General features: G+C 57.4%; 22 protein-coding genes and 1 tRNA gene. 9 read left to right on the top strand and 14 right to left on the bottom strand.

From position 1 onward, the window contains the following. Window positions 1-227: 227 nt before the first annotated feature. The 5 genes from AC5SEO_RS19925 to pcsA form a co-directional block, all read right to left on the bottom strand. The gene (locus tag AC5SEO_RS19925) at window positions 228-1,301 is read right to left on the bottom strand and encodes a BMP family ABC transporter substrate-binding protein (protein ID WP_003515759.1); all 1,074 of its coding nucleotides are present in this window, start codon (window positions 1,299-1,301) and stop codon (window positions 228-230) included. A gap of 37 nt (window positions 1,302-1,338) precedes the next feature. Next, the gene (locus AC5SEO_RS19920; protein WP_019566110.1) at window positions 1,339-2,259 is read right to left on the bottom strand and encodes an ABC transporter permease; all 921 of its coding nucleotides are present in this window, start codon (window positions 2,257-2,259) and stop codon (window positions 1,339-1,341) included. After that, the gene (locus tag AC5SEO_RS19915) at window positions 2,259-3,350 is read right to left on the bottom strand and encodes an ABC transporter permease (RefSeq protein ID WP_065687273.1); all 1,092 of its coding nucleotides are present in this window, start codon (window positions 3,348-3,350) and stop codon (window positions 2,259-2,261) included. The genes AC5SEO_RS19920 and AC5SEO_RS19915 overlap by 1 nt, the downstream gene beginning before the upstream one ends. Further along, window positions 3,340-4,896, bottom strand: coding sequence for an ABC transporter ATP-binding protein (locus AC5SEO_RS19910; RefSeq protein ID WP_174068627.1), 1,557 nt, complete (start codon window positions 4,894-4,896; stop codon window positions 3,340-3,342). The genes AC5SEO_RS19915 and AC5SEO_RS19910 overlap by 11 nt, the downstream gene beginning before the upstream one ends. 212 nt (window positions 4,897-5,108) lie before the next feature. Further along, window positions 5,109-5,834, bottom strand: a complete 726-nt coding sequence (gene pcsA, locus AC5SEO_RS19905; RefSeq protein ID WP_065661540.1) for a phosphatidylcholine synthase — start codon at window positions 5,832-5,834, stop codon at window positions 5,109-5,111. Window positions 5,835-6,043: 209 nt separating this feature from the next. On the opposite strand from pcsA, the gene AC5SEO_RS19900 reads away from it, so the two are divergent. Then, entirely contained in the window at window positions 6,044-7,252 is a 1,209-nt protein-coding gene (locus tag AC5SEO_RS19900; RefSeq protein WP_111799526.1) for a UbiH/UbiF family hydroxylase, read from the top strand. Here AC5SEO_RS19900 and AC5SEO_RS19895 read toward each other — a convergent pair. Together AC5SEO_RS19895 and AC5SEO_RS19890 are read right to left on the bottom strand one after the other, a co-directional pair. Next, entirely contained in the window at window positions 7,236-8,174 is a 939-nt protein-coding gene (locus AC5SEO_RS19895) for an AEC family transporter (RefSeq protein WP_013636340.1), read from the bottom strand. The two genes, AC5SEO_RS19900 and AC5SEO_RS19895, sit on opposite strands and share 17 nt — an antisense overlap. Window positions 8,175-8,209: 35 nt before the next feature. Continuing rightward, complete coding sequence (locus tag AC5SEO_RS19890; RefSeq protein ID WP_025593718.1) at window positions 8,210-8,956, bottom strand: cytochrome c biogenesis CcdA family protein; 747 nt, start codon at window positions 8,954-8,956, stop codon at window positions 8,210-8,212. A gap of 341 nt (window positions 8,957-9,297) precedes the next feature. Here AC5SEO_RS19890 and AC5SEO_RS19885 point away from each other — a divergent pair. Continuing rightward, window positions 9,298-9,373: transfer RNA gene (locus AC5SEO_RS19885), tRNA-Lys, on the top strand. Window positions 9,374-9,854: 481 nt separating this feature from the next. On the opposite strand, the gene AC5SEO_RS19880 is transcribed toward AC5SEO_RS19885, so the two are convergent. The 5 genes from AC5SEO_RS19880 to AC5SEO_RS19860 form a co-directional block, all read right to left on the bottom strand. Beyond that, a complete protein-coding gene (locus tag AC5SEO_RS19880; RefSeq protein WP_495364009.1) occupies window positions 9,855-10,322 on the bottom strand; it encodes a dATP/dGTP diphosphohydrolase domain-containing protein in 468 nt (155 codons plus the stop codon). Further along, window positions 10,319-10,537: a hypothetical protein gene (locus tag AC5SEO_RS19875; protein ID WP_495364008.1), complete on the bottom strand. Its 219-nt coding sequence runs from the start codon at window positions 10,535-10,537 to the stop codon at window positions 10,319-10,321. The genes AC5SEO_RS19880 and AC5SEO_RS19875 overlap by 4 nt, the downstream gene beginning before the upstream one ends. Further along, window positions 10,534-10,815, bottom strand: coding sequence for a hypothetical protein (locus tag AC5SEO_RS19870; protein ID WP_495364007.1), 282 nt, complete (start codon window positions 10,813-10,815; stop codon window positions 10,534-10,536). The genes AC5SEO_RS19875 and AC5SEO_RS19870 overlap by 4 nt, the downstream gene beginning before the upstream one ends. Before the next feature lie 190 nt (window positions 10,816-11,005). Then, window positions 11,006-11,680 (bottom strand): hypothetical protein, encoded by a 675-nt coding sequence (locus tag AC5SEO_RS19865; RefSeq protein ID WP_495364006.1) that lies wholly within the window; start codon window positions 11,678-11,680, stop codon window positions 11,006-11,008. Further along, window positions 11,680-12,108 (bottom strand): nucleoside triphosphate pyrophosphohydrolase family protein, encoded by a 429-nt coding sequence (locus AC5SEO_RS19860; protein ID WP_495364005.1) that lies wholly within the window; start codon window positions 12,106-12,108, stop codon window positions 11,680-11,682. Before AC5SEO_RS19860 ends, AC5SEO_RS19865 begins: the two co-directional genes overlap by 1 nt. Window positions 12,109-12,570: 462 nt before the next feature. Between AC5SEO_RS19860 and AC5SEO_RS19855 the strand changes: the two genes are divergently transcribed. Further along, window positions 12,571-12,819: a hypothetical protein gene (locus AC5SEO_RS19855; protein WP_495364004.1), complete on the top strand. Its 249-nt coding sequence runs from the start codon at window positions 12,571-12,573 to the stop codon at window positions 12,817-12,819. Here AC5SEO_RS19855 and AC5SEO_RS19850 read toward each other — a convergent pair. Next, window positions 12,816-14,111: a metallophosphoesterase family protein gene (locus AC5SEO_RS19850; protein WP_495364003.1), complete on the bottom strand. Its 1,296-nt coding sequence runs from the start codon at window positions 14,109-14,111 to the stop codon at window positions 12,816-12,818. The two genes, AC5SEO_RS19855 and AC5SEO_RS19850, sit on opposite strands and share 4 nt — an antisense overlap. A 96-nt stretch (window positions 14,112-14,207) precedes the next feature. Between AC5SEO_RS19850 and AC5SEO_RS19845 the strand changes: the two genes are divergently transcribed. The 6 genes from AC5SEO_RS19845 (at window position 14,208) to AC5SEO_RS19820 (ending at window position 16,647) form a co-directional block, all read left to right on the top strand. Further along, a complete protein-coding gene (locus AC5SEO_RS19845; protein WP_025593734.1) occupies window positions 14,208-14,447 on the top strand; it encodes a hypothetical protein in 240 nt (79 codons plus the stop codon). A gap of 30 nt (window positions 14,448-14,477) precedes the next feature. After that, window positions 14,478-14,723 (top strand): dehydrogenase, encoded by a 246-nt coding sequence (locus AC5SEO_RS19840; protein ID WP_495364002.1) that lies wholly within the window; start codon window positions 14,478-14,480, stop codon window positions 14,721-14,723. Between the two features lie 10 nt (window positions 14,724-14,733). Beyond that, window positions 14,734-15,189 carry a hypothetical protein gene (locus AC5SEO_RS19835; protein WP_421476757.1) on the top strand — a complete coding sequence of 152 codons (456 nt, stop codon included), beginning with the start codon at window positions 14,734-14,736 and terminating at the stop codon, window positions 15,187-15,189. A 2-nt stretch (window positions 15,190-15,191) separates the two neighbouring features. Beyond that, window positions 15,192-15,854: an SOS response-associated peptidase gene (locus AC5SEO_RS19830; protein WP_495364001.1), complete on the top strand. Its 663-nt coding sequence runs from the start codon at window positions 15,192-15,194 to the stop codon at window positions 15,852-15,854. 9 nt (window positions 15,855-15,863) lie between these two features. Further along, on the top strand, window positions 15,864-16,277 hold the full coding sequence (locus AC5SEO_RS19825) for a hypothetical protein (RefSeq protein ID WP_495364000.1): 414 nt from the start codon (window positions 15,864-15,866) through the stop codon (window positions 16,275-16,277). Window positions 16,278-16,431: 154 nt separating this feature from the next. Then, a complete protein-coding gene (locus AC5SEO_RS19820; RefSeq protein ID WP_013636118.1) occupies window positions 16,432-16,647 on the top strand; it encodes a hypothetical protein in 216 nt (71 codons plus the stop codon). Between the two features lie 87 nt (window positions 16,648-16,734). Here AC5SEO_RS19820 and AC5SEO_RS19815 read toward each other — a convergent pair. Further along, on the bottom strand, window positions 16,735-16,947 hold a 213-nt coding region (locus AC5SEO_RS19815; RefSeq protein WP_495363999.1), incomplete at its 5' end, for a hypothetical protein.

Genomic DNA, 16,947 nt, shown 5'->3' with positions numbered 1-16,947 from the left:
GCTGCAAATTCCATGTCCTTCCGTTCGGTTGAAGATGTAAAAATCGCGCCTGACTTGTGTAATCCAGGAAAGCAGCCCGATTTTCAACGCAGAATACAGTGAAAAACATCAACGCGCGTGAAAAGCAAAGCCAAACTTCGTTCGAACAATAAAACACATCAAAATAACAAAGACCGCGCATGAATTGCATGCGCGGTCCCGTTAGCAGCTAGTACCTGCGTGTCACGTTATTGCGGCAGCTTGTCGTCCACGCCGGCAACGTAGAAGTTGAGGCCGAGCAGAACGCCGTCTTCAGCCTTCTCACCCGCCTTCAGCCATTCCGAACCGTCCTGCTTCTTCACCGGACCGGTAAAGGGGTGCAACTCGCCCGACTTGATCTTGGCTTCGGTTTCCTCAGCCATCTTCTTCACGTCATCAGGCATGTTGGTGTAGGGCGCCATGGTCAGGATGCCGTCCTTCAGGCCGTCCCAGATGGATTCGGACTTCCACGTGCCGTCAAGCAGGGCCTGCGTGCGCTTGATGTAATAAGCGCCCCAGGTATCCTTGATCGCGGTCAGCTGTGTCTCCGGACCGGCCTTGATCATATCGGAAGCCTGACCGAAGGCCTTGATGCCGCGCTCGGCTGCAACCTGCATCGGAGCAGTCGTATCGGTGTGTTGCGTCAGGATATCGACGCCCTGGTCGATAAGCGCCTTGGCGGCATCGGCTTCCTTGCCGGGGTCAAACCAGGTGTTGGCCCAGACGACCTTGACCTTGAACTCAGGATTGACGGACTGCGCGCCAAGAACGAAAGCGTCGATGCCCATCACCACTTCCGGGATCGGGAAGGAAGCGATGTAGCCGGCAACACCCTTCTTCGACATCTTTGCGGCGATCTGGCCCTGAATGTAGCGGCCTTCATAGAAACGCGAATTGTAGGTCGCGACGTTTTCGGCGGTCTTGAAGCCGGTGGCGTGCTCGAACTTCACCTTGGGGAACTTCTGGGCAACCTTAACGGTCGCATCCATGAAGCCGAAGGAAGTGGTGAAGACCAGCTCACAGCCGGAACGTGCCATGCGCTCGATGGCGCGTTCGGCATCCGGGCCTTCCGGAACGCTTTCGAGGAACGGCGTTTCGATCTTGTCGCCGAAATGCTTCTGCAGCTCTTCGCGACCGATTTCATGCGCCTGCGTCCAGCCGCCATCGGTGCGGCTGCCGACATAGATGAAGCAGACCTTCTTTGCGTCGGCGGCCTCAGCCGAAGAAACGACGCCTCCAAGAGCCGCTATGGAAGCAGCAAGTGCGATGACCAGTTTTTTCATTTTTACCCCTGTTTGGTTTGGAGACTGGAAGTTTTTCTCACCGGTCCGGCACGAAGGATTTGCCCAGTGATGCCGGCGTGTTGATCAAGGTCGTGCGGCGATTATGCGAGATGATGACCAGCACGACAATAGTTGCGATATAGGGCAGCGCCGAAAGCAGTTGCGACGGCACGCCAATGCCGAATGCCTGGGCGTGCAACTGCCCGATGGTGACAGCGCCGAACAGATAACCGCCCGCGAGCACACGCCATGGACGCCAGGACGCGAAGACGACGAGCGCCAGTGCGATCCAGCCGCGCCCGGCCGACATGTTTTCCACCCATTGCGGCGTATAGACCAGCGAAAGCTGCGCGCCGGCAAGCCCCGCGCACGCACCGCCGAACATGACAGCCAGATAGCGTGTGCGGATGACGTTGATGCCAAGCGCATGGGCAGAACCGTGATTGTCGCCGATGGCGCGGATCTTGAGACCCGTGCGGCTCTTGAACAGAAACCAGCTTATGCCGGCAACGAGCGCGATGGACATGTAGAAGATCAGGTCTTGCCGGAACAGCAAGGGGCCGATGAAGGGTATCTCCGACAGCACCGGAAAAACGATGGGCTGCAGCTTGACGCCCGGCAGGCCAACGAAGCTTTCGCCCAGCATGCCGGAAACGCCAAGACCGAGAATGGTCAGCGCAAGGCCAGTCGCCACCTGGTTGGTAACGAGCGTCAGCGTCAGGAAACCGAAGAGCAGCGAGAAAACCGCGCCCGACGCGATACCGGCCAGAATGCCGAGATAGGGCGAACCGGTCATATGCGCGGCAGCGAAAGCGCAGACCGCACCCATGATCATCATGCCCTCGACGCCGAGATTGAGGACGCCGGAGCGTTCCGCCACCAGCTCGCCCGAGGCGGCAAGGACGAGCGGTGTGGCGGCAGTGATGACCGTGAGAAGGATGGCCTGAAGCATATCCATCATGCCGCTCCTTGGCTGTTATGCGCCTTGCCGGTGAAGACGATCCTGATGCGGTAAAAGATCAACGTATCGCAGGAGAGTACGAAGAATAGCATCAGCCCCTGAAACACACGCGTCACCTTGTCAGACACACCGATGGAAAGCTGCGCCGCCTCACCACCCAGATAGGTCAGTGCAAGCACCAGCCCGGAGAGGATGATACCGAGCGGATTGAGGCGGCCGAGAAAGGCGACGATGATGGCGGTGAAGCCGTAACCCGGAGAAATGCTGGGTTGAAGATGGCCGATGGAGCCGGAGGCTTCCGAAATGCCCGCAAGCCCGGCAAGCGCGCCGGAAAGCAGCATCGAAAACCAGACCATGCGGCTCGATGAGAAACCGGCAAAACGCCCTGCCCGCGCCGATTGGCCGAGAACCGTGACCTCGAAGCCTTTCAGCATGTAACGCATCATGAACCACAGCGCGATGGCCGCCACGATGGCAAACACGAAACCCCAATGCGCCCGGCCCGATGCCAGCATTTCCGGCAGCACTGCGCTCTCGTTGAAGGGTTTCGTCTGCGGGAAGTTATAGCCGCCCGGATCGCGCCAGATGCCGCGCGTCAGCCAGTCGAGAAAAAGCTGCGCGACATAGACCAGCATCAGGCTGACGAGGATTTCGTTGGTGTTGAACTTCGTCTTCAACAGCGCCGGAATACCGGCATAGAGTGCGCCACCGATGGCGCCCATAACCAGCATCAACGGCAGGATGAGTGGCGAATGCCAATCCGGATAAAGCACCGGCAGGATGGAACCGGTGATCGCGCCGATAGTGAATTGTCCTTCCGCGCCGATGTTCCAGTTGTTGGAGCGATAACAGATAGACAGGCCAACCGCGATCAGGATCAGCGGTGCGGCCTTGATCGCCAGCTCATGCAGCGACCAGACCTCCAGCAGAGGCTCGATGAAAAAGGCGTAAAGCGCATCGAGCGGATTTTTGCCGAGTATGGCGAACATGATGGCGCCGACAAGCAGCGTCAGCACCAGTGCCAGAAGCGGCGAGAGAAGGGTAAATAGCTTCGAGATCCCTGCCCGTTTTTCAAGCTCAATGCGCATGCTGGGCGGCTCCTGACTGTGTGTGGACGCCGCCCATCAGCAGGCCGATCTTTTCAAGCGTCATGTCTTCCACCGGATAGGCCTGCGAAAGCTGCCCATCGGAAATGACCGCGATATTGGTGGCGACCTCGAAGATTTCATCGAGGTCCTGGCTGATGACGATGACGGCAGAGCCGGCTTTGGCGAGATCGACAAGCGCCTGCCGGATACGGCTCGCCGCCCCCGCATCCACACCCCATGTCGGCTGGTTGACAACAAGTACGGCCGGTTGACGATCGAGTTCGCGCCCGACGATGAATTTTTGCAGATTGCCACCCGACAGCGATCCCGCCAGCGGATCTGCCCCGCTTTTGCGCACATCCATGGTTTCCGATATGCGCCGCGCCGCCGCCCTGATAGCTGAACCCCTGACGATGCGCAGAAAACCGCCCGTCAGAAATGCCTTGCGGTCGGAGCGCGCCCGCGCCAGCAGAAGATTGTCGGAAAGGCTCATGCCGGGAACGGCGGCATGGCCGTGGCGCTCCTCGGGTACGAAACCGGCGCCCATCAGCCGCCGGCCATTGATGCCGATGCGGCCGACCGGCTTGCCGCGGAGATGGATCGCATCATTATTATAGACGGGATATTCGCCCGAAAGCGCATCGAACAACTCGCCCTGCCCGTTTCCGGCAACCCCGGCAATCGCCAGCACTTCGCCGGCGCGCACAGTCATGGAAACCGCTTTCAACGCCACGGCAAAGGGCGTGCGTGGCGCAACGGAAAGCCCCATGACTTCGATCTGCGGTTGACCGAGGGCATCGCCCGTCGGTCGCGAAACGCTTGCGACATCGCTGCCTACCATCATGCGCGCCAGAGATGCCGGTGTTTCCTTGCGCGGATCGCAGGCGCCCGTAACCTTGCCATGGCGCAGAACGGTGGCGCGGTCGCAGATACGCTGCACCTCTTCCAGCCGGTGGCTGATATAAAGCACCGAACGGCCTTCGGCCTTCAGCTTCGCCAGCGTCTCGAACAGCTTGTCCGCCTCCTGCGGTGTCAAAACCGAGGTCGGCTCGTCGAGAATGATAAGGCGCGGGTTCTGCAACAGGGCGCGCACGATCTCGATACGCTGGCGCTCGCCAACCGAAAGATCGGCGACATGCGCATTGGGATCGAGAGGCAGGCCATAGGCGCGCGAAAGCTGTTCCGCTTCCTTGGCGATTTCCTTCAATGAAATTTTCGGGTCCAGCGACAGGGCGATGTTTTCAGCAACCGTCAACGCCTCAAACAGGGAGAAATGCTGGAACACCATGCCGATGCCGAGCCTGCGTGCCTCGCTTGGCGAACCTATGGAAACCGGCTGACCCTGCCAGACGATATCACCCTCGCTCGGCGAGAGCACGCCGAACAGCATCTTGACGAGCGTGGACTTGCCCGCGCCGTTTTCACCCAGAAGCGCGTGGATTTCGCCCGGCGCTATATCGAGGTCGATGCCGTTGCATGCGGCGAAATTGCCGAACAGCTTGGTCAGCTTGCGAACGGACAGGAGAGGCACGGCCTCCGGCGCCATAGTTCCAGTCACGAATTCCCTCTCTACACCGGCTACCCATGCTTTCTTCGAAGCATTTCAGCAACCGTGGTCATTGTTCCCAATCAGGCTACAACACGTATGCAATGCTGCGCGATCATGATTTATTGATAACTGTTTTGCTGCTGCGCACAACTGAAAAAGACGTTGCTTAAATGCAATTTGCACAAGCAATAAACGGCTTTACGCTTTTCTTATTTCGCGCCGAGCGCGGGGAAAAACTGCAATATTCCGCCGATGCAATAGAGATAAAGCCCGCTCGCTACAAAGCCGATCACCGCCCAGGTCGGCGTTTCGAAATGCATCAGCAACGCATAACCGCCAAGCGCGCACCAGACGAACACGATTGCCAGATTAAGCGGCCGCAATCGCTTCACGCGCACCGGATGCAGGAAATTGATCGGCAGGAATGTCAGGAACACCGAGATGGTAACGACCGTCATGGCTGTTGTGGCGCTGGCATCCATGACGAACAGCGTGAACACCACCATGTTCCACACCACCGGAAAGCCGGAGAAAAAATATTCGTCCGTCTTCATGCCCATGTCGGCGTAATAGATGGCGCTCGACACCACGATCATGCCAGCCGCCACGAAGGACAGCGGCTCGCCGATCATGCCGCTCTGGTAAAGCGCAAAGGCGGGCAAGAGCACATAGGTGACATAGTCGATGATATTGTCGAGCGTATCGCCCGACCAGTTGGGCAGAACTTCCTTCACCCGAACCTTGCGGGCGATCGGCCCGTCAATGCCATCCACCAGCAGCGCAAGCCCCAGCCACCAGAACATGTCGACAAAGCGGTGTTCGGAAGCGGCGACGACGCCAAGAAAAGCCAGAAACGACCCGGATGCCGTCAAAATATGAACGGAAAAGGCGCGGATTTCCGCGTAGGGAACACGCTTGTAGTTGAAAATTTTCATGGTCAGCGTCTGCGCCCCGCTTTTCATCCGCCCTGTTCATTCCGGTATGCGGCCATTCACCACGCTTTGCAACCGGCTGATCTGGCTTATCCTAGGACTAATATAGCGGTACAACCAACGAATGTTTACGCCGGGATGTTCCGGGGTCAAAGTGGATTTACCCGCGCAAAGCCTTTATGATGCCTTGGAAATAACAACGGATCAGGACCATGAGACACTTCGATATCGCCATCACTGGTGCGGGACTTGCGGGCCAGATTGCGGCCATAGCGCTTGCGCGGGCGGGCCGCCACGTGGCGCTTGTTGCGCCCCCCAACGAAAAGAAGGATCGGCGCACGACCGCGCTGATGGACCAGTCGATCCGCTTCATGGACCGCCTTGGCCTCTGGTCGCGCATAGCCCCTGCCGCAGCCCGTCTTTCCACCATGCAGATCATTGACGGCACCGACCGCCTGCTGCGCGCGCCCACCGTGCAGTTCCGCTCCTCTGAAATCGGGCTGGATGCATTCGGCTGGAATATTCCCAATGAGGCGCTGCTTGGCGTGCTTAGCGAAGCGGTCGAACAGGAACACAATATTACCCGCTTCGAAACCACCGCCGAGACGATTGATATCGGCAACGACCGTGTATCGGTAACACTTGGCGATGGTGAAGCGCTCTCCGCAGATTTTCTGATCGGCGCGGATGGCAGGAAGTCGATGGTGCGGGATGCAGCCGCAATTGGCGTCAAATCCTGGTCCTATCCGCAGACGGCCATCGTTTTGAACTTCAGCCATAGCCGGCCGCACGGCAATGTCTCGACAGAATTCCATACGCCCACGGGACCTTTCACGCAGGTTCCCCTGCCCGGCGACCGCTCCAGCCTCGTCTGGGTTGTCACTCCAGCGCAAGCGGAAGAGCTGACGACACTGCCGCTTGAAGCGCTCAGCCTCAGGGTGGAGGAGCGCATGCAATCCATGCTCGGCGCCGTTACGGTGGAAGACAGCGTGCAGGCATGGCCACTGTCTTCCATGACCGCGCATCGCTTCGGCAAGGGCCGCGTCGCCCTGATCGGCGAGGCTGCACATGGTTTCCCGCCCATCGGCGCACAGGGTCTGAACCTCAGCCTGCGCGACATCATCGCCCTTACCGACCTGCTCGGCGCCGTCTCCGACCGCCCGATTGCGGCGGATGCCGGCAGTAGCTTCGACCGCAAGCGGCGGGCGGATGTCTACACCCGCACCCTCAGCGTCGATCTCCTCAACCGGTCGCTGCTTTCCGATCTACTGCCGGTGCAGATGGCGCGTGCGGCTGGTCTGCATGTGCTATCCGGCATCGGCACGCTCAGAAGCATGGTCATGCGCGAAGGCATCGAGCCGGGGCGCGGGCTGAAGGCCCTGCCCTCGCTGCTGTTCGGCAGCTTCAAAAAGGCTGGATGAAATAAACCACGCCCGTCAGCGTGAAGACCGAAAGCACCGTCGAGATCAGGATCGTCGCCGACGCCCTCTCCTGCCAGACGTGATATTGCTGGCCGATGACGAAGACATTCGTCGCGGTCGGCAAGCCCGCAAGCAGCACGGCGGAATAGATCCATACCGGTTCGAACCGCCCGAGCGACGAGAGCACAAGATAAGCGGCAAGCGGATGCAGGATAAGCTTTGCCGGGACGATATAGCTGATTTCGACCGGCACCCGCTTCATTGGCCGCAGCGCCAGCGTGACACCCATGGCGAACAGAGCGCATGGTGCTGCCGATTGCGCCAGATAGTCCACCAGCCGCTGCACCGCCTCCGGCGGCTGCCATGACAGCGAAGCGGCCAGAAAACCGGCGATTACCGACACGATGAACGGGTGAGTAATGACCTTGCGCGCCACATCCAGCGCAAGCCTTGCTGCAGAGCGCTTGTCACCGCCCGCAACCGCCATCATCGCCGGTGCGACGATGAAATGGGCGGCGTTTTCGAGACAGACGATCAGCGCGACGGGCACTGCCGCTTTTTCACCGAGCGCCAGAAGCGCGAGCCCCGGACCCATATAGCCAATATTGCCGTAGCTTGCCGCGAAACTCTGGATCGTCGTTTCGGCGAGATTGTTCTTTCTCACGAACCGGCCGATCAGGAACACAGCCAAGAAAATGCCGTAGGTGCAGGCAAGACTGGCGGCAACGAAATCCATGCGCGTCAGTTCTTCCACCGGCGTTTTCGACACCAGCTTGAAAAACAGCGCCGGAAGCGCCGCATAGATGATGAAGGTGTTCAGCCAGCCCATCGCCTCGACCGGCTGTTTCGTTATGCGCGCCGTGCCGTAGCCGATGAAGATCAGGCCGAAAAACGGCAAAAGCAATCCGACGATATCGGCCACAGTCTTTCCCCCGCGTATGAAATACGCGGGGAGGCTTAGCCGATTTTCATCAGGATCGGAAAGGTCTCCTGGAACCAGATCGCCACATTGGTGATGAAACCGGTCATGAAAGCGAGGCCGGTGAGCACCAGCAACACACCCATCAGCTTTTCCACAAGACCGAGATGGCGGCGGAAACGGACGAGGAAACGCATGAAGGAACCGGAAAAGGCTGCAGCAATCCAGAATGGCACCGCAAGGCCAAGCGAATAGACCGCAAGCAGCATCGCGCCATCTCCAACCGTGTCACGCGAGGCGGCAACGCCGAGGATCGCGCCGAGGACAGGACCGATGCAGGGCGTCCAGCCGAAGGCAAAGGCGAGGCCCATGACATAGGCGCCGGAAAGCGTGGCCGGTTTGCCCGCCCCCTGAAACCGCGCCTCACGCGAAAACAGGCCAATGCGGAAAACACCGAGAAAGTTAAGGCCCATCAGGATGATGATGAAACCGCCAATCTTGGCGAGAATATCGAGGTTCTGGCGCAACAGCGTGCCGATCGTCGAAGCACCGGCACCCAGCGCCACGAAGACCGTGGCAAAACCGAGCGTGAAGAAGAAAGCCGAAAACAGCACGGCCCTGCGGATTTCAGGCCGCGGCGCGGTATTCTCCGTCCTGAACTGCTCCACCGAAACACCGGCCATATAGCAGAGGTAAGGCGGCACCAACGGCAGGACGCAGGGCGACAGAAATGAAAGGGCACCGGCCAGAAGCGCGCTGAACAGGGAAATATCGGCAATCGACAAGAAAGAACTCCGCATTGACGCATGTCTCCCAAAAGCGGGAATCGGTTTTGGGATAACGTCACGCGCAAAAAGATCAGCAAGGCACGTCGCGATTCCCGAGATTCGCCGCGTTTCACGCTCTCATTTTGGCGCATGCCATTGTCGCAAAACGATTTCACCGGTTTGCCAGACATGTCTGAAGCCGCTTTTATCCCCAGCCGCCCCCTCTCTCCAATCACCTTTTCGGGGGTGCGACAAAAAAAACCGGATTGATTGTAGAAAGCGCTTTTTTTGGGTTGACCGAACGGATCGCTCTACCTATGTTCCGCGCACTTCCGAAGGGCATCCCAGCCCCGACACGGGAGAGCGTAGCTCAGCCGGTAGAGCAACTGACTTTTAATCAGTAGGTCCAGGGTTCGAATCCCTGCGCTCTCACCATCTAACCACCTGAAATCATTGTCAAAACCGGCACATTAGCGAGCGCTTGCGTACATCGCAGTTTGCGTAGTTTGCTGCCAGTTTGCAAAAGTCGTTCTGCGGACGTTCTCGTGGTGCAACTTTTTGTTGATTTACCTCTTGCGCGAAGCGATGCCGACAACCATCTGTGTCGCAAAGAGAGATCAGTCGCGTGCTTGAGGGAGCCCCCTAGACTGAAAAGCAGGTCCTGTAACAAGGGATCTGTGAATAAACGGGAAAACCCTAGCATTGGTCAAAGTGCGTCAGGCGACTCTTTAAGGCCAGGCACACAACGATATGGAGGGGCGCTATGAACGCAGTCCTACTTATCGAGGCCAACCAGTCGGAGAAGACTTTTCGATTGGCTGTAGCTGTGAAAATCAGCTGGCCTTCGTTTATGAATTTCTTCGGTTGGTAAGCAAAGAAACCCTTGTATGGCGAAAACCATACAAGGGTTTTCTTTTTATGCCGCTACCTTTAAGCGCTCAACAGCCTGACTCGCCGAAGCACACTTAGGCCGGTCATCGATCATAGTTCCCGCCGCTTTTGCGTCCAGCAGGATGCCCATGCAGGCCCTCACATGCGCCAAGTGAGAGGCGCCACTCTCTGGATCGACATCTTCCCCTGAGAACCATTGCAGCAAATGGCGAATCGCCGCGCTGTAATACGTGGTGGCGTCGATCGGATCATCCTGCCAATTGAATGCTCCGTATTTCGCAGCGCCGAAAGCCATCACGACGCTTTCCTCGATGATTGCCACCGGTGGCACGAATTGCGCCGACGGCTTCTTCACTCCGAAGGCGCGCTTCGGATTTGATGATGGCAGCTTGCCGATAGCTTCGGCCAGTGGCGCGAGCTCTGCGAGTACTTCGGCATTATCATTCGCCGGCGCGGCTGTGAGGCAGCCGCTGTCTTTGGATGTGATTGTCATGGCTTCTGCTCCAAGTACGCAGATGACAAAACCTGCTGAAGGAAAACGTTGATAGACATGGACATGTCTATCTCTTTATCGTCGAGAAGTGATGCAGCCGAGAGGCCAGCAATCCTTTCATACGGCGCTTTCATCTTGTCGTTTATTTTCGCCCAATCATGTCCGTCTGATCTCGCGATAGCAGCCGCAAACTTCTCATGCATTCCTTTGCTCATACCGTCTCCTCAATATTTTTCTTGTTCTCCACCGAACGCTTCACAACCGGCCTGAACCGCCGCGCCGCAAAGGGTGGATCCTCTTCGCCGAATTGCGGGCAGATGCCGCGGTTCACTCCTGCCAGCCTGATGCCCGCATAGTCGCCACCGAGGTATGTGCGGCACATGCCTACCCACGTTGCGCGGTAAACCTCCCCGGCACGAATGCCGAGGTATTGCTCTGGAAGGGTGGTGTCGTCGATGCAGACGACTTCGTCGCTGGGTTTAATCTTATTCAAGAGACGGCCTCCTCGCGCGTCATCTCACCAAGGTAGCTCACTGCGATTGGGCAAGCGTCGGCGCCTCCCACCGCAGCTTTCCGCGCTTCTCGAATCCGACCCTCGTTCACGTATTTTTCGGGCCACCCAATAGTGACGCGCGCAAACGTTCCATTCGCTGCCGCGTAGCTGAACATGAAATAATGGAGCTTCATCGCGCCCTCCCCGCCATCAACGCGTCAAACGTTTCCAGGAACTCGACCTCAGCCTCCTCCGGCGACCAGTACCGCAGCTTCACGCCAAGCGGCTTATCGTGGCGGGCGTGCCAAGGCATCTGGCGCAGATTGACTAGCTCGTCGGCGATGATGCGGTTGTCGGCGTCATGCACCTCGCGTGGCAACTCTTTCGACAGGCCGAACCGAGCCGCGATCGCCAGCCAATTGTCCTGCTCGATCGCCCTGTAGTTCGTCAGGTAAGGCTTAAGCGGGCGCGGAATATCCACACAGTAAGCCTCTGGCGCATCGTGCAAAAGGCCAGCCAAAGCGACCTCTGGCGCGTGTGTCGCCGCGAGGTGACGCGCAATCAGGACGGAATGCTCTGCCACGCTATAAAACTTGATGCAGTGCCCTGCGTAGCGGCATTGCAGGCCGAGCGAATGCGCAATGTCCTCGATGTACACTTCGTGCGGTCTCGGAGACATCGGCCAATATTTGCGGCCGGTGAAAGTCTGCATGAAATCGCCGGCGCGGGGTGGCACGTTGTCATTAGCAGGCACGTACTTGTCGAGAGGGCCGAAGGTGGTGGTGGCGAGTTCGGAGTTATACTGTTTCTGCGCAAACGGTATAACTAGCTCTGCCGGCACGGCTTGTTCTCTTCGCATGAACATCAAAACGCCTTTCCACCAGTCTTAAGCCGGTTTTCAATCTTGTGGTCAGGACGGTTGGCATTGAATGCCATCTTCTCAACGATCGCGCCGCCAAGGTCATAGCCAAGGAATGCAGCCAGATCCCCGATCCGGATTATTGCGTCGGCAAGCTCCACTTCAGCCATGGGCCGGTGCGGCAGCTTGTCATCCATCAGCACCTTGCCAGGCTTCGACTTGCGATAGCCTTCCATCGCTTCGCTGATCTCGCTGTGGATCAGGCAGAGCATTTCAGGCACGTTGCGGTCCAGCGCCTTGCCGGTGATGAGGTCGGTGTACCAGCCTGCTCTACGGCTTGCTGCGTGGCAGTCGGCGGCTAATAGGTTGATGGCTGCGGCGTGGTGGAATTCCACCTCCGCAGCAAGTTTCAACGTCACGACGTTGTTGGCCATTCTAGTCTCCTCAGTGGTGTGGTGGTTGACCGCCAGTTGGTGGCTGGCGGATCGGCTGGGGATTGCTGGGGAAGGCGCTGTATAAATGCTCTAGAAACCCCAATTTCCCGGTTGTTTCGGTGGTTATTCCCCGTTTGCAATTGACGCGCCGCCCGTAGGGTGTGCTTATTGCCATTGTGGTGCCAGCGAATCTTTCACTGGAGCACCACATGAAAAACTTCTTGAAAATCAAACACGGTCAGACCGAAGGCGAGGCCGGCGGAACTCTAGCCGTTGTTCTCCTAGCCGTGATGTTCTTGGCGGCTATATTCACACCGATCATCGCGTGGGCGGTTAGGTGAGTTCGACTGTCTTGCCGCTACAGCTTGAACTAGTGAAAATGCCATCGTTTCTCCTTAGTGGGGTGGTGGTATCTAGGATCAGAATTGGTTCAGTTTTCGTCAGAACGTCGGGGATAGCGCGATGAAGATCACACAATCAAAGTTCAACGGTTCGCTCGCCGAGATCGTCGTGGAAGCTGAACCTGGCCGCTCAGGCCTCATCGTTCAGTTCGAAGCATCCGGTCCTTTACAAAACGACGCACAAACCGACCCCGTTGTCCTTGCAACTGACCTATCCATCGAGGAAATTAGCAAACAGTGCAAAATCTCCGACGCAGAAGCTCGAGCGATGGTAGTCACATATTTGCTCAAGGACGGCTTGGTGGCCTAAGCCGCCGCCCTCACCGGCTCATTGTCATTTGCAGCATCCATCATCGCCACGCGAACGCGCGAAACCTCTCCGTATTCATTGTGGTAGCTGATCGACTGCATCGACCGGCCAGAAAGGAAACCCGAGCCAAAGTGCCATGCATCCTGCGGCGTCGGTGTTTGGTGCGATTCGGAAATGACCCCGCCACCCTCAGAAGCGAACTTGCTAGAGTGGTGGATATGGAAGCCATGAACGAATCTGTGGCGAGTTGCACCCCAGTCCTCGGCGCGACGGTGCGCCATGATACTCGCCATGTCCTTGAGCTTGACCGTGTGGCCATGCGTGGCGCCAATCATCACCTTGCCGAAACGGAACCAGAAGAACAGCGACGGATCGACGTCGACGGTTACGCGCGGCTCGTTGCGATACCAGGCGAGCAAGAAGTAGGCGACCGCAACAGAAGCGTGCTCATCGTGATTGCCGGGAAGAATGCGCACAGTCACGTGCCCATGTTGGCGAAGGTTAGCATCGATCGCACGCACAACTAGACGGCACGCCGTCATCAACACCTTCTGGTAACGCCCGTCGACCTGAAGAACGTTGCCAGACCGCGCCGTCTTGTTCTCGTTATTATCCGAGTGGAGCAGGTCTCCGCCGCCCAAAACAATGGCATTGGCAGAAGGTGGTGTGCGCGCAATGAGGTCTTCGATCGCCGAGCCAATAACGCTCTCCGCAATCTTCAGATCCCAGTTGGTATCGGTCTCGCGATGCCATGAGAATAGTCCAATATGCCAGTCTGCAAGCGGTGTCAGCGTCAGCAGATCATCGTAGACCTGCGCGGGCGCAGCGATCGGCTCGGCAGGGGCAACGTCATTGAATGCTTCTTTCAGGATAGCAGCGATATCAACCGGGGAATGCTCCACCGCCGTCTTCTGCCACTGCTGAATAACGCGACCCTCAGCATCGACGAGGGCCGACACGCCTTTGACCACATGGCCATTGGGAACGGCAAATTTTTCACCGCGCTCCGGAGCCTGCTGGATGAAAGTGCCGCTCGGCGTGTTGCTGATGCGGCTGATGCGGAATCCCGGTAACACCGGTTCTGTGCCAAGCAGGCCAGCCTCGGCGGCACGCTTGACGCTTTCAGCAAGAGCAGATTTTCCGATACCAAGGGCAGCAGCGGCTTTGATAAGCGTGCCGTACTCTCGGTAGGCGTCGGCTCTTCGGCGTAGTTCTTCGGTGGGTAGTGGCATGTAGTCCCCTCGATGTGGTGTTGCTTTTGGTGAAAGCAGGCTGGTGAGGCCGATATTCACGCTATACCCTTTTTACAAATTTGTCAAGATTTACGGAACGTACTTGACTCCTCTCTAAAATGAGAACATTTGTAGAACAAACGAGGAGTACGCGAGATGGCCGATGAAGAAAAAATCATTGTAGTGCAGTTTAAAAAAGGCCGCGCAGGCATTGTGCCTGGCGAAATGCGACCCGCCTCAAACGCGGCATCCGCGGAAAAAATGGCCGGCGCAATGGCATCGCGCCACATCGGCGTGGCGGCGTACGCTGTCACCGTAGATGATGAAAGTGGCGCTATGGCAAACCCGCGTCTGCTGGTTTCACATGGGCAGATTTCGGACTTGATGCCAGACTGATTTACCGGCGCGGGGGCGCGCGCCTTTTTCATGACAAGGGAAGTTTTTGCGGCTCTGAAAAAGGAGAATGAGGACGTGCGCGCAGAATTACAAAGGCCGAAAGCAGACCCAATTGACCACATCATCGCATGGCACGATGGCGACAGCCGCGCAGCTATTGAGACGCTTATGGAGGACATTCTGCATCTGAGGATGCAGTTGGCTTTGGCGACGGCTGCGATGGGCCGTGGCTTCACTAGGGGATGGATGCCGGAAGCAGATCGAGATGCCAATTGAGGGAGCTTATGTGCTGTCCGAATACGGCGGCGAGCCGGTGGGCGTGTTGTGCGAGGATTGCGAGCTTCTGAAGTTCATCTGCTCGGGAGAGCTTATGATCGAATATGGCGACCACTCAATGCCATCCCTGCTCAACAAGATAGCGAAAGACATAATCAAATGTCCCCGTCCCTTCGAAGGATTTTCAGATCGATGCAGACTTAGATACCACGCCCGCGCACGCAGCCTCATCGAAACATTGAAACAAGCGCCGCCGACGGCCGTTAAGGTCAAGGAAATACGGAACTGGGAGATTGTCGTTGCCAAGTGCAACTACTGCGGTCACGTTTCGAATATCCAGCATTGGCAACTGAACCGCGTGGCTAAAACCGATACCACCGTCGACGATATTGCCAAGCGGCTAAAGTGCAAAAGGTGCAACACCAAGGGTGACGTCAAAATCACCATAGCCAAGATGCCGAGGTGAGCATGTGTAATCTATACCGTGTGAAGACCAATCAGGAATCTATCCGCGACATCGTGGGCACCATGCAGGAGCGGCTTAATCTGGAGCCAGACGTTGAGGTCTATCCAGATCGGCCGGCGCCAGTGGTGCGCAACGGTGAAACCGGCCGGGAGTTGGTCGGCCTGACGTGGGGCATGCCCTCGCCGCAGTTCGTCACGCAAGGCAAGCCTGACACCGGCGTGACCAACATCCGCAACGTCACTTCACCGCACTGGCGGCGCTGGCTTCGACCAGAGAACCGCTGCGTGGTTCCGTGGACGACCTTTTGCGAATGGGAAGATACCAAACCCCGGAAGACAAAGCGCTGGTTTGCGATCAACGAGGAAACACCCCTCGCCTTCTTCGCCGGCATCTGGACGGACTGGCATGGCGTTCGGGGATCGATGAAGAACCCGCGCGGTGGAGAACACCAGCTTTTTGCGTTCCTGACGACCGACCCGAACAGCGTCGTCAAGCCCATCCACCCGAAGGCCATGCCGGTAATTCTGACAAACAAAGATGAAATTGAGACATGGCTGACAGCGCCATGGGAAGAAGCGAAAGCGCTTCAGCGACCATTGCCTGACGACGGCCTCGTGCTGCTGCCAGTTGAGGAAGAAAGGCCGCAACAGGATCTATTTGGATAGGAGGCAAACATGCGCATTCGTCCATACCTGCTTGAAAAACATGGCGTATACGCAAAATTCCCGATGAATGAAGGCGACTTCGTGGGCGCAACGAAAGCCAGCCACGACGCCCTTGATCCGCGCATCCTCGATGAAGTCGACCGTGATTCTGATCTCACAGCCTTCACCGGTTACGTTGCCACAGAACTACTCGCTGACGATGACGACATACCGACCGGCGCAAAGACGGAGATCTTGTTCAGCCAGCGCAAGGGGATCGCTGCCATCCTATACGACCACCCTGACATTTCAGACGCATTCATCGAATGGGTCTTTTGTTCCTCCGCTGAGGATGCGTTGGACAAATGGAAAAAGAAAGTTCGCTGGCCGTTGATTGAAACGTCTAACGGGCCCATAGACATCACTGGAAACACCATCATATGAGCGACCAATCCAAAAACAGCGACGGCATTCACGAGAATCACTATTGCGAGCATCCTGGCTGCAAGAAATGGGGCGGCTTCGGATATTCTCGATCGAAGGCCGAGAAATCCACCTGGCATTGCTGGGCGCATTATCCGCATAAGGAGCCACTACAATGATAACCCGCATTTCCCGCCAGAAGAACGCGGAACAACGGTTGGCAATGGCCCTTCGCCAGTTAAACGATGCCATCAAAGAAGTTCACAAGACCGGCCTCGACGTCGATATCAGCACCCTGACGATGCATACATCTCGTGGCCCAATGACGCAGGTAAATCTAAAGACGTTCAGAGCTGAAGGTGCGCCGCCGGTGCTGCGTGTGGTGGAATAACTAATTTTTTCGGAACCGATTTTCTCGTCGCGAGTTTTTAAGGCCGGACGGAACCTTTCCCCATCCGCCCATTGCTCCTAGTGCCCTTTAGTTGGCACGATTAGAACCCTCCCCGCCGGAGGGTTTCTTTTTAGGTGCGCTCGAATATCGCCCATCGTTCTGACGGGCATGAAGCTGCGGAACAATATCAAGTGACTGATCGTTGATATCGACATTCTCTGAACGCATGCCGGGAATTTCGCTATTGAACTGCCCCCCATTTCGACCGGACAGTCGGCATAAGCAGAAAGGCTCAAGCAC

The sequence above is a fragment of the Agrobacterium sp. K11 genome (assembly GCF_059429395.1).
The sequence above is the reverse complement of the archived record's forward strand: the minus strand, read 5'-3'. Positions and strand labels throughout refer to the sequence as shown.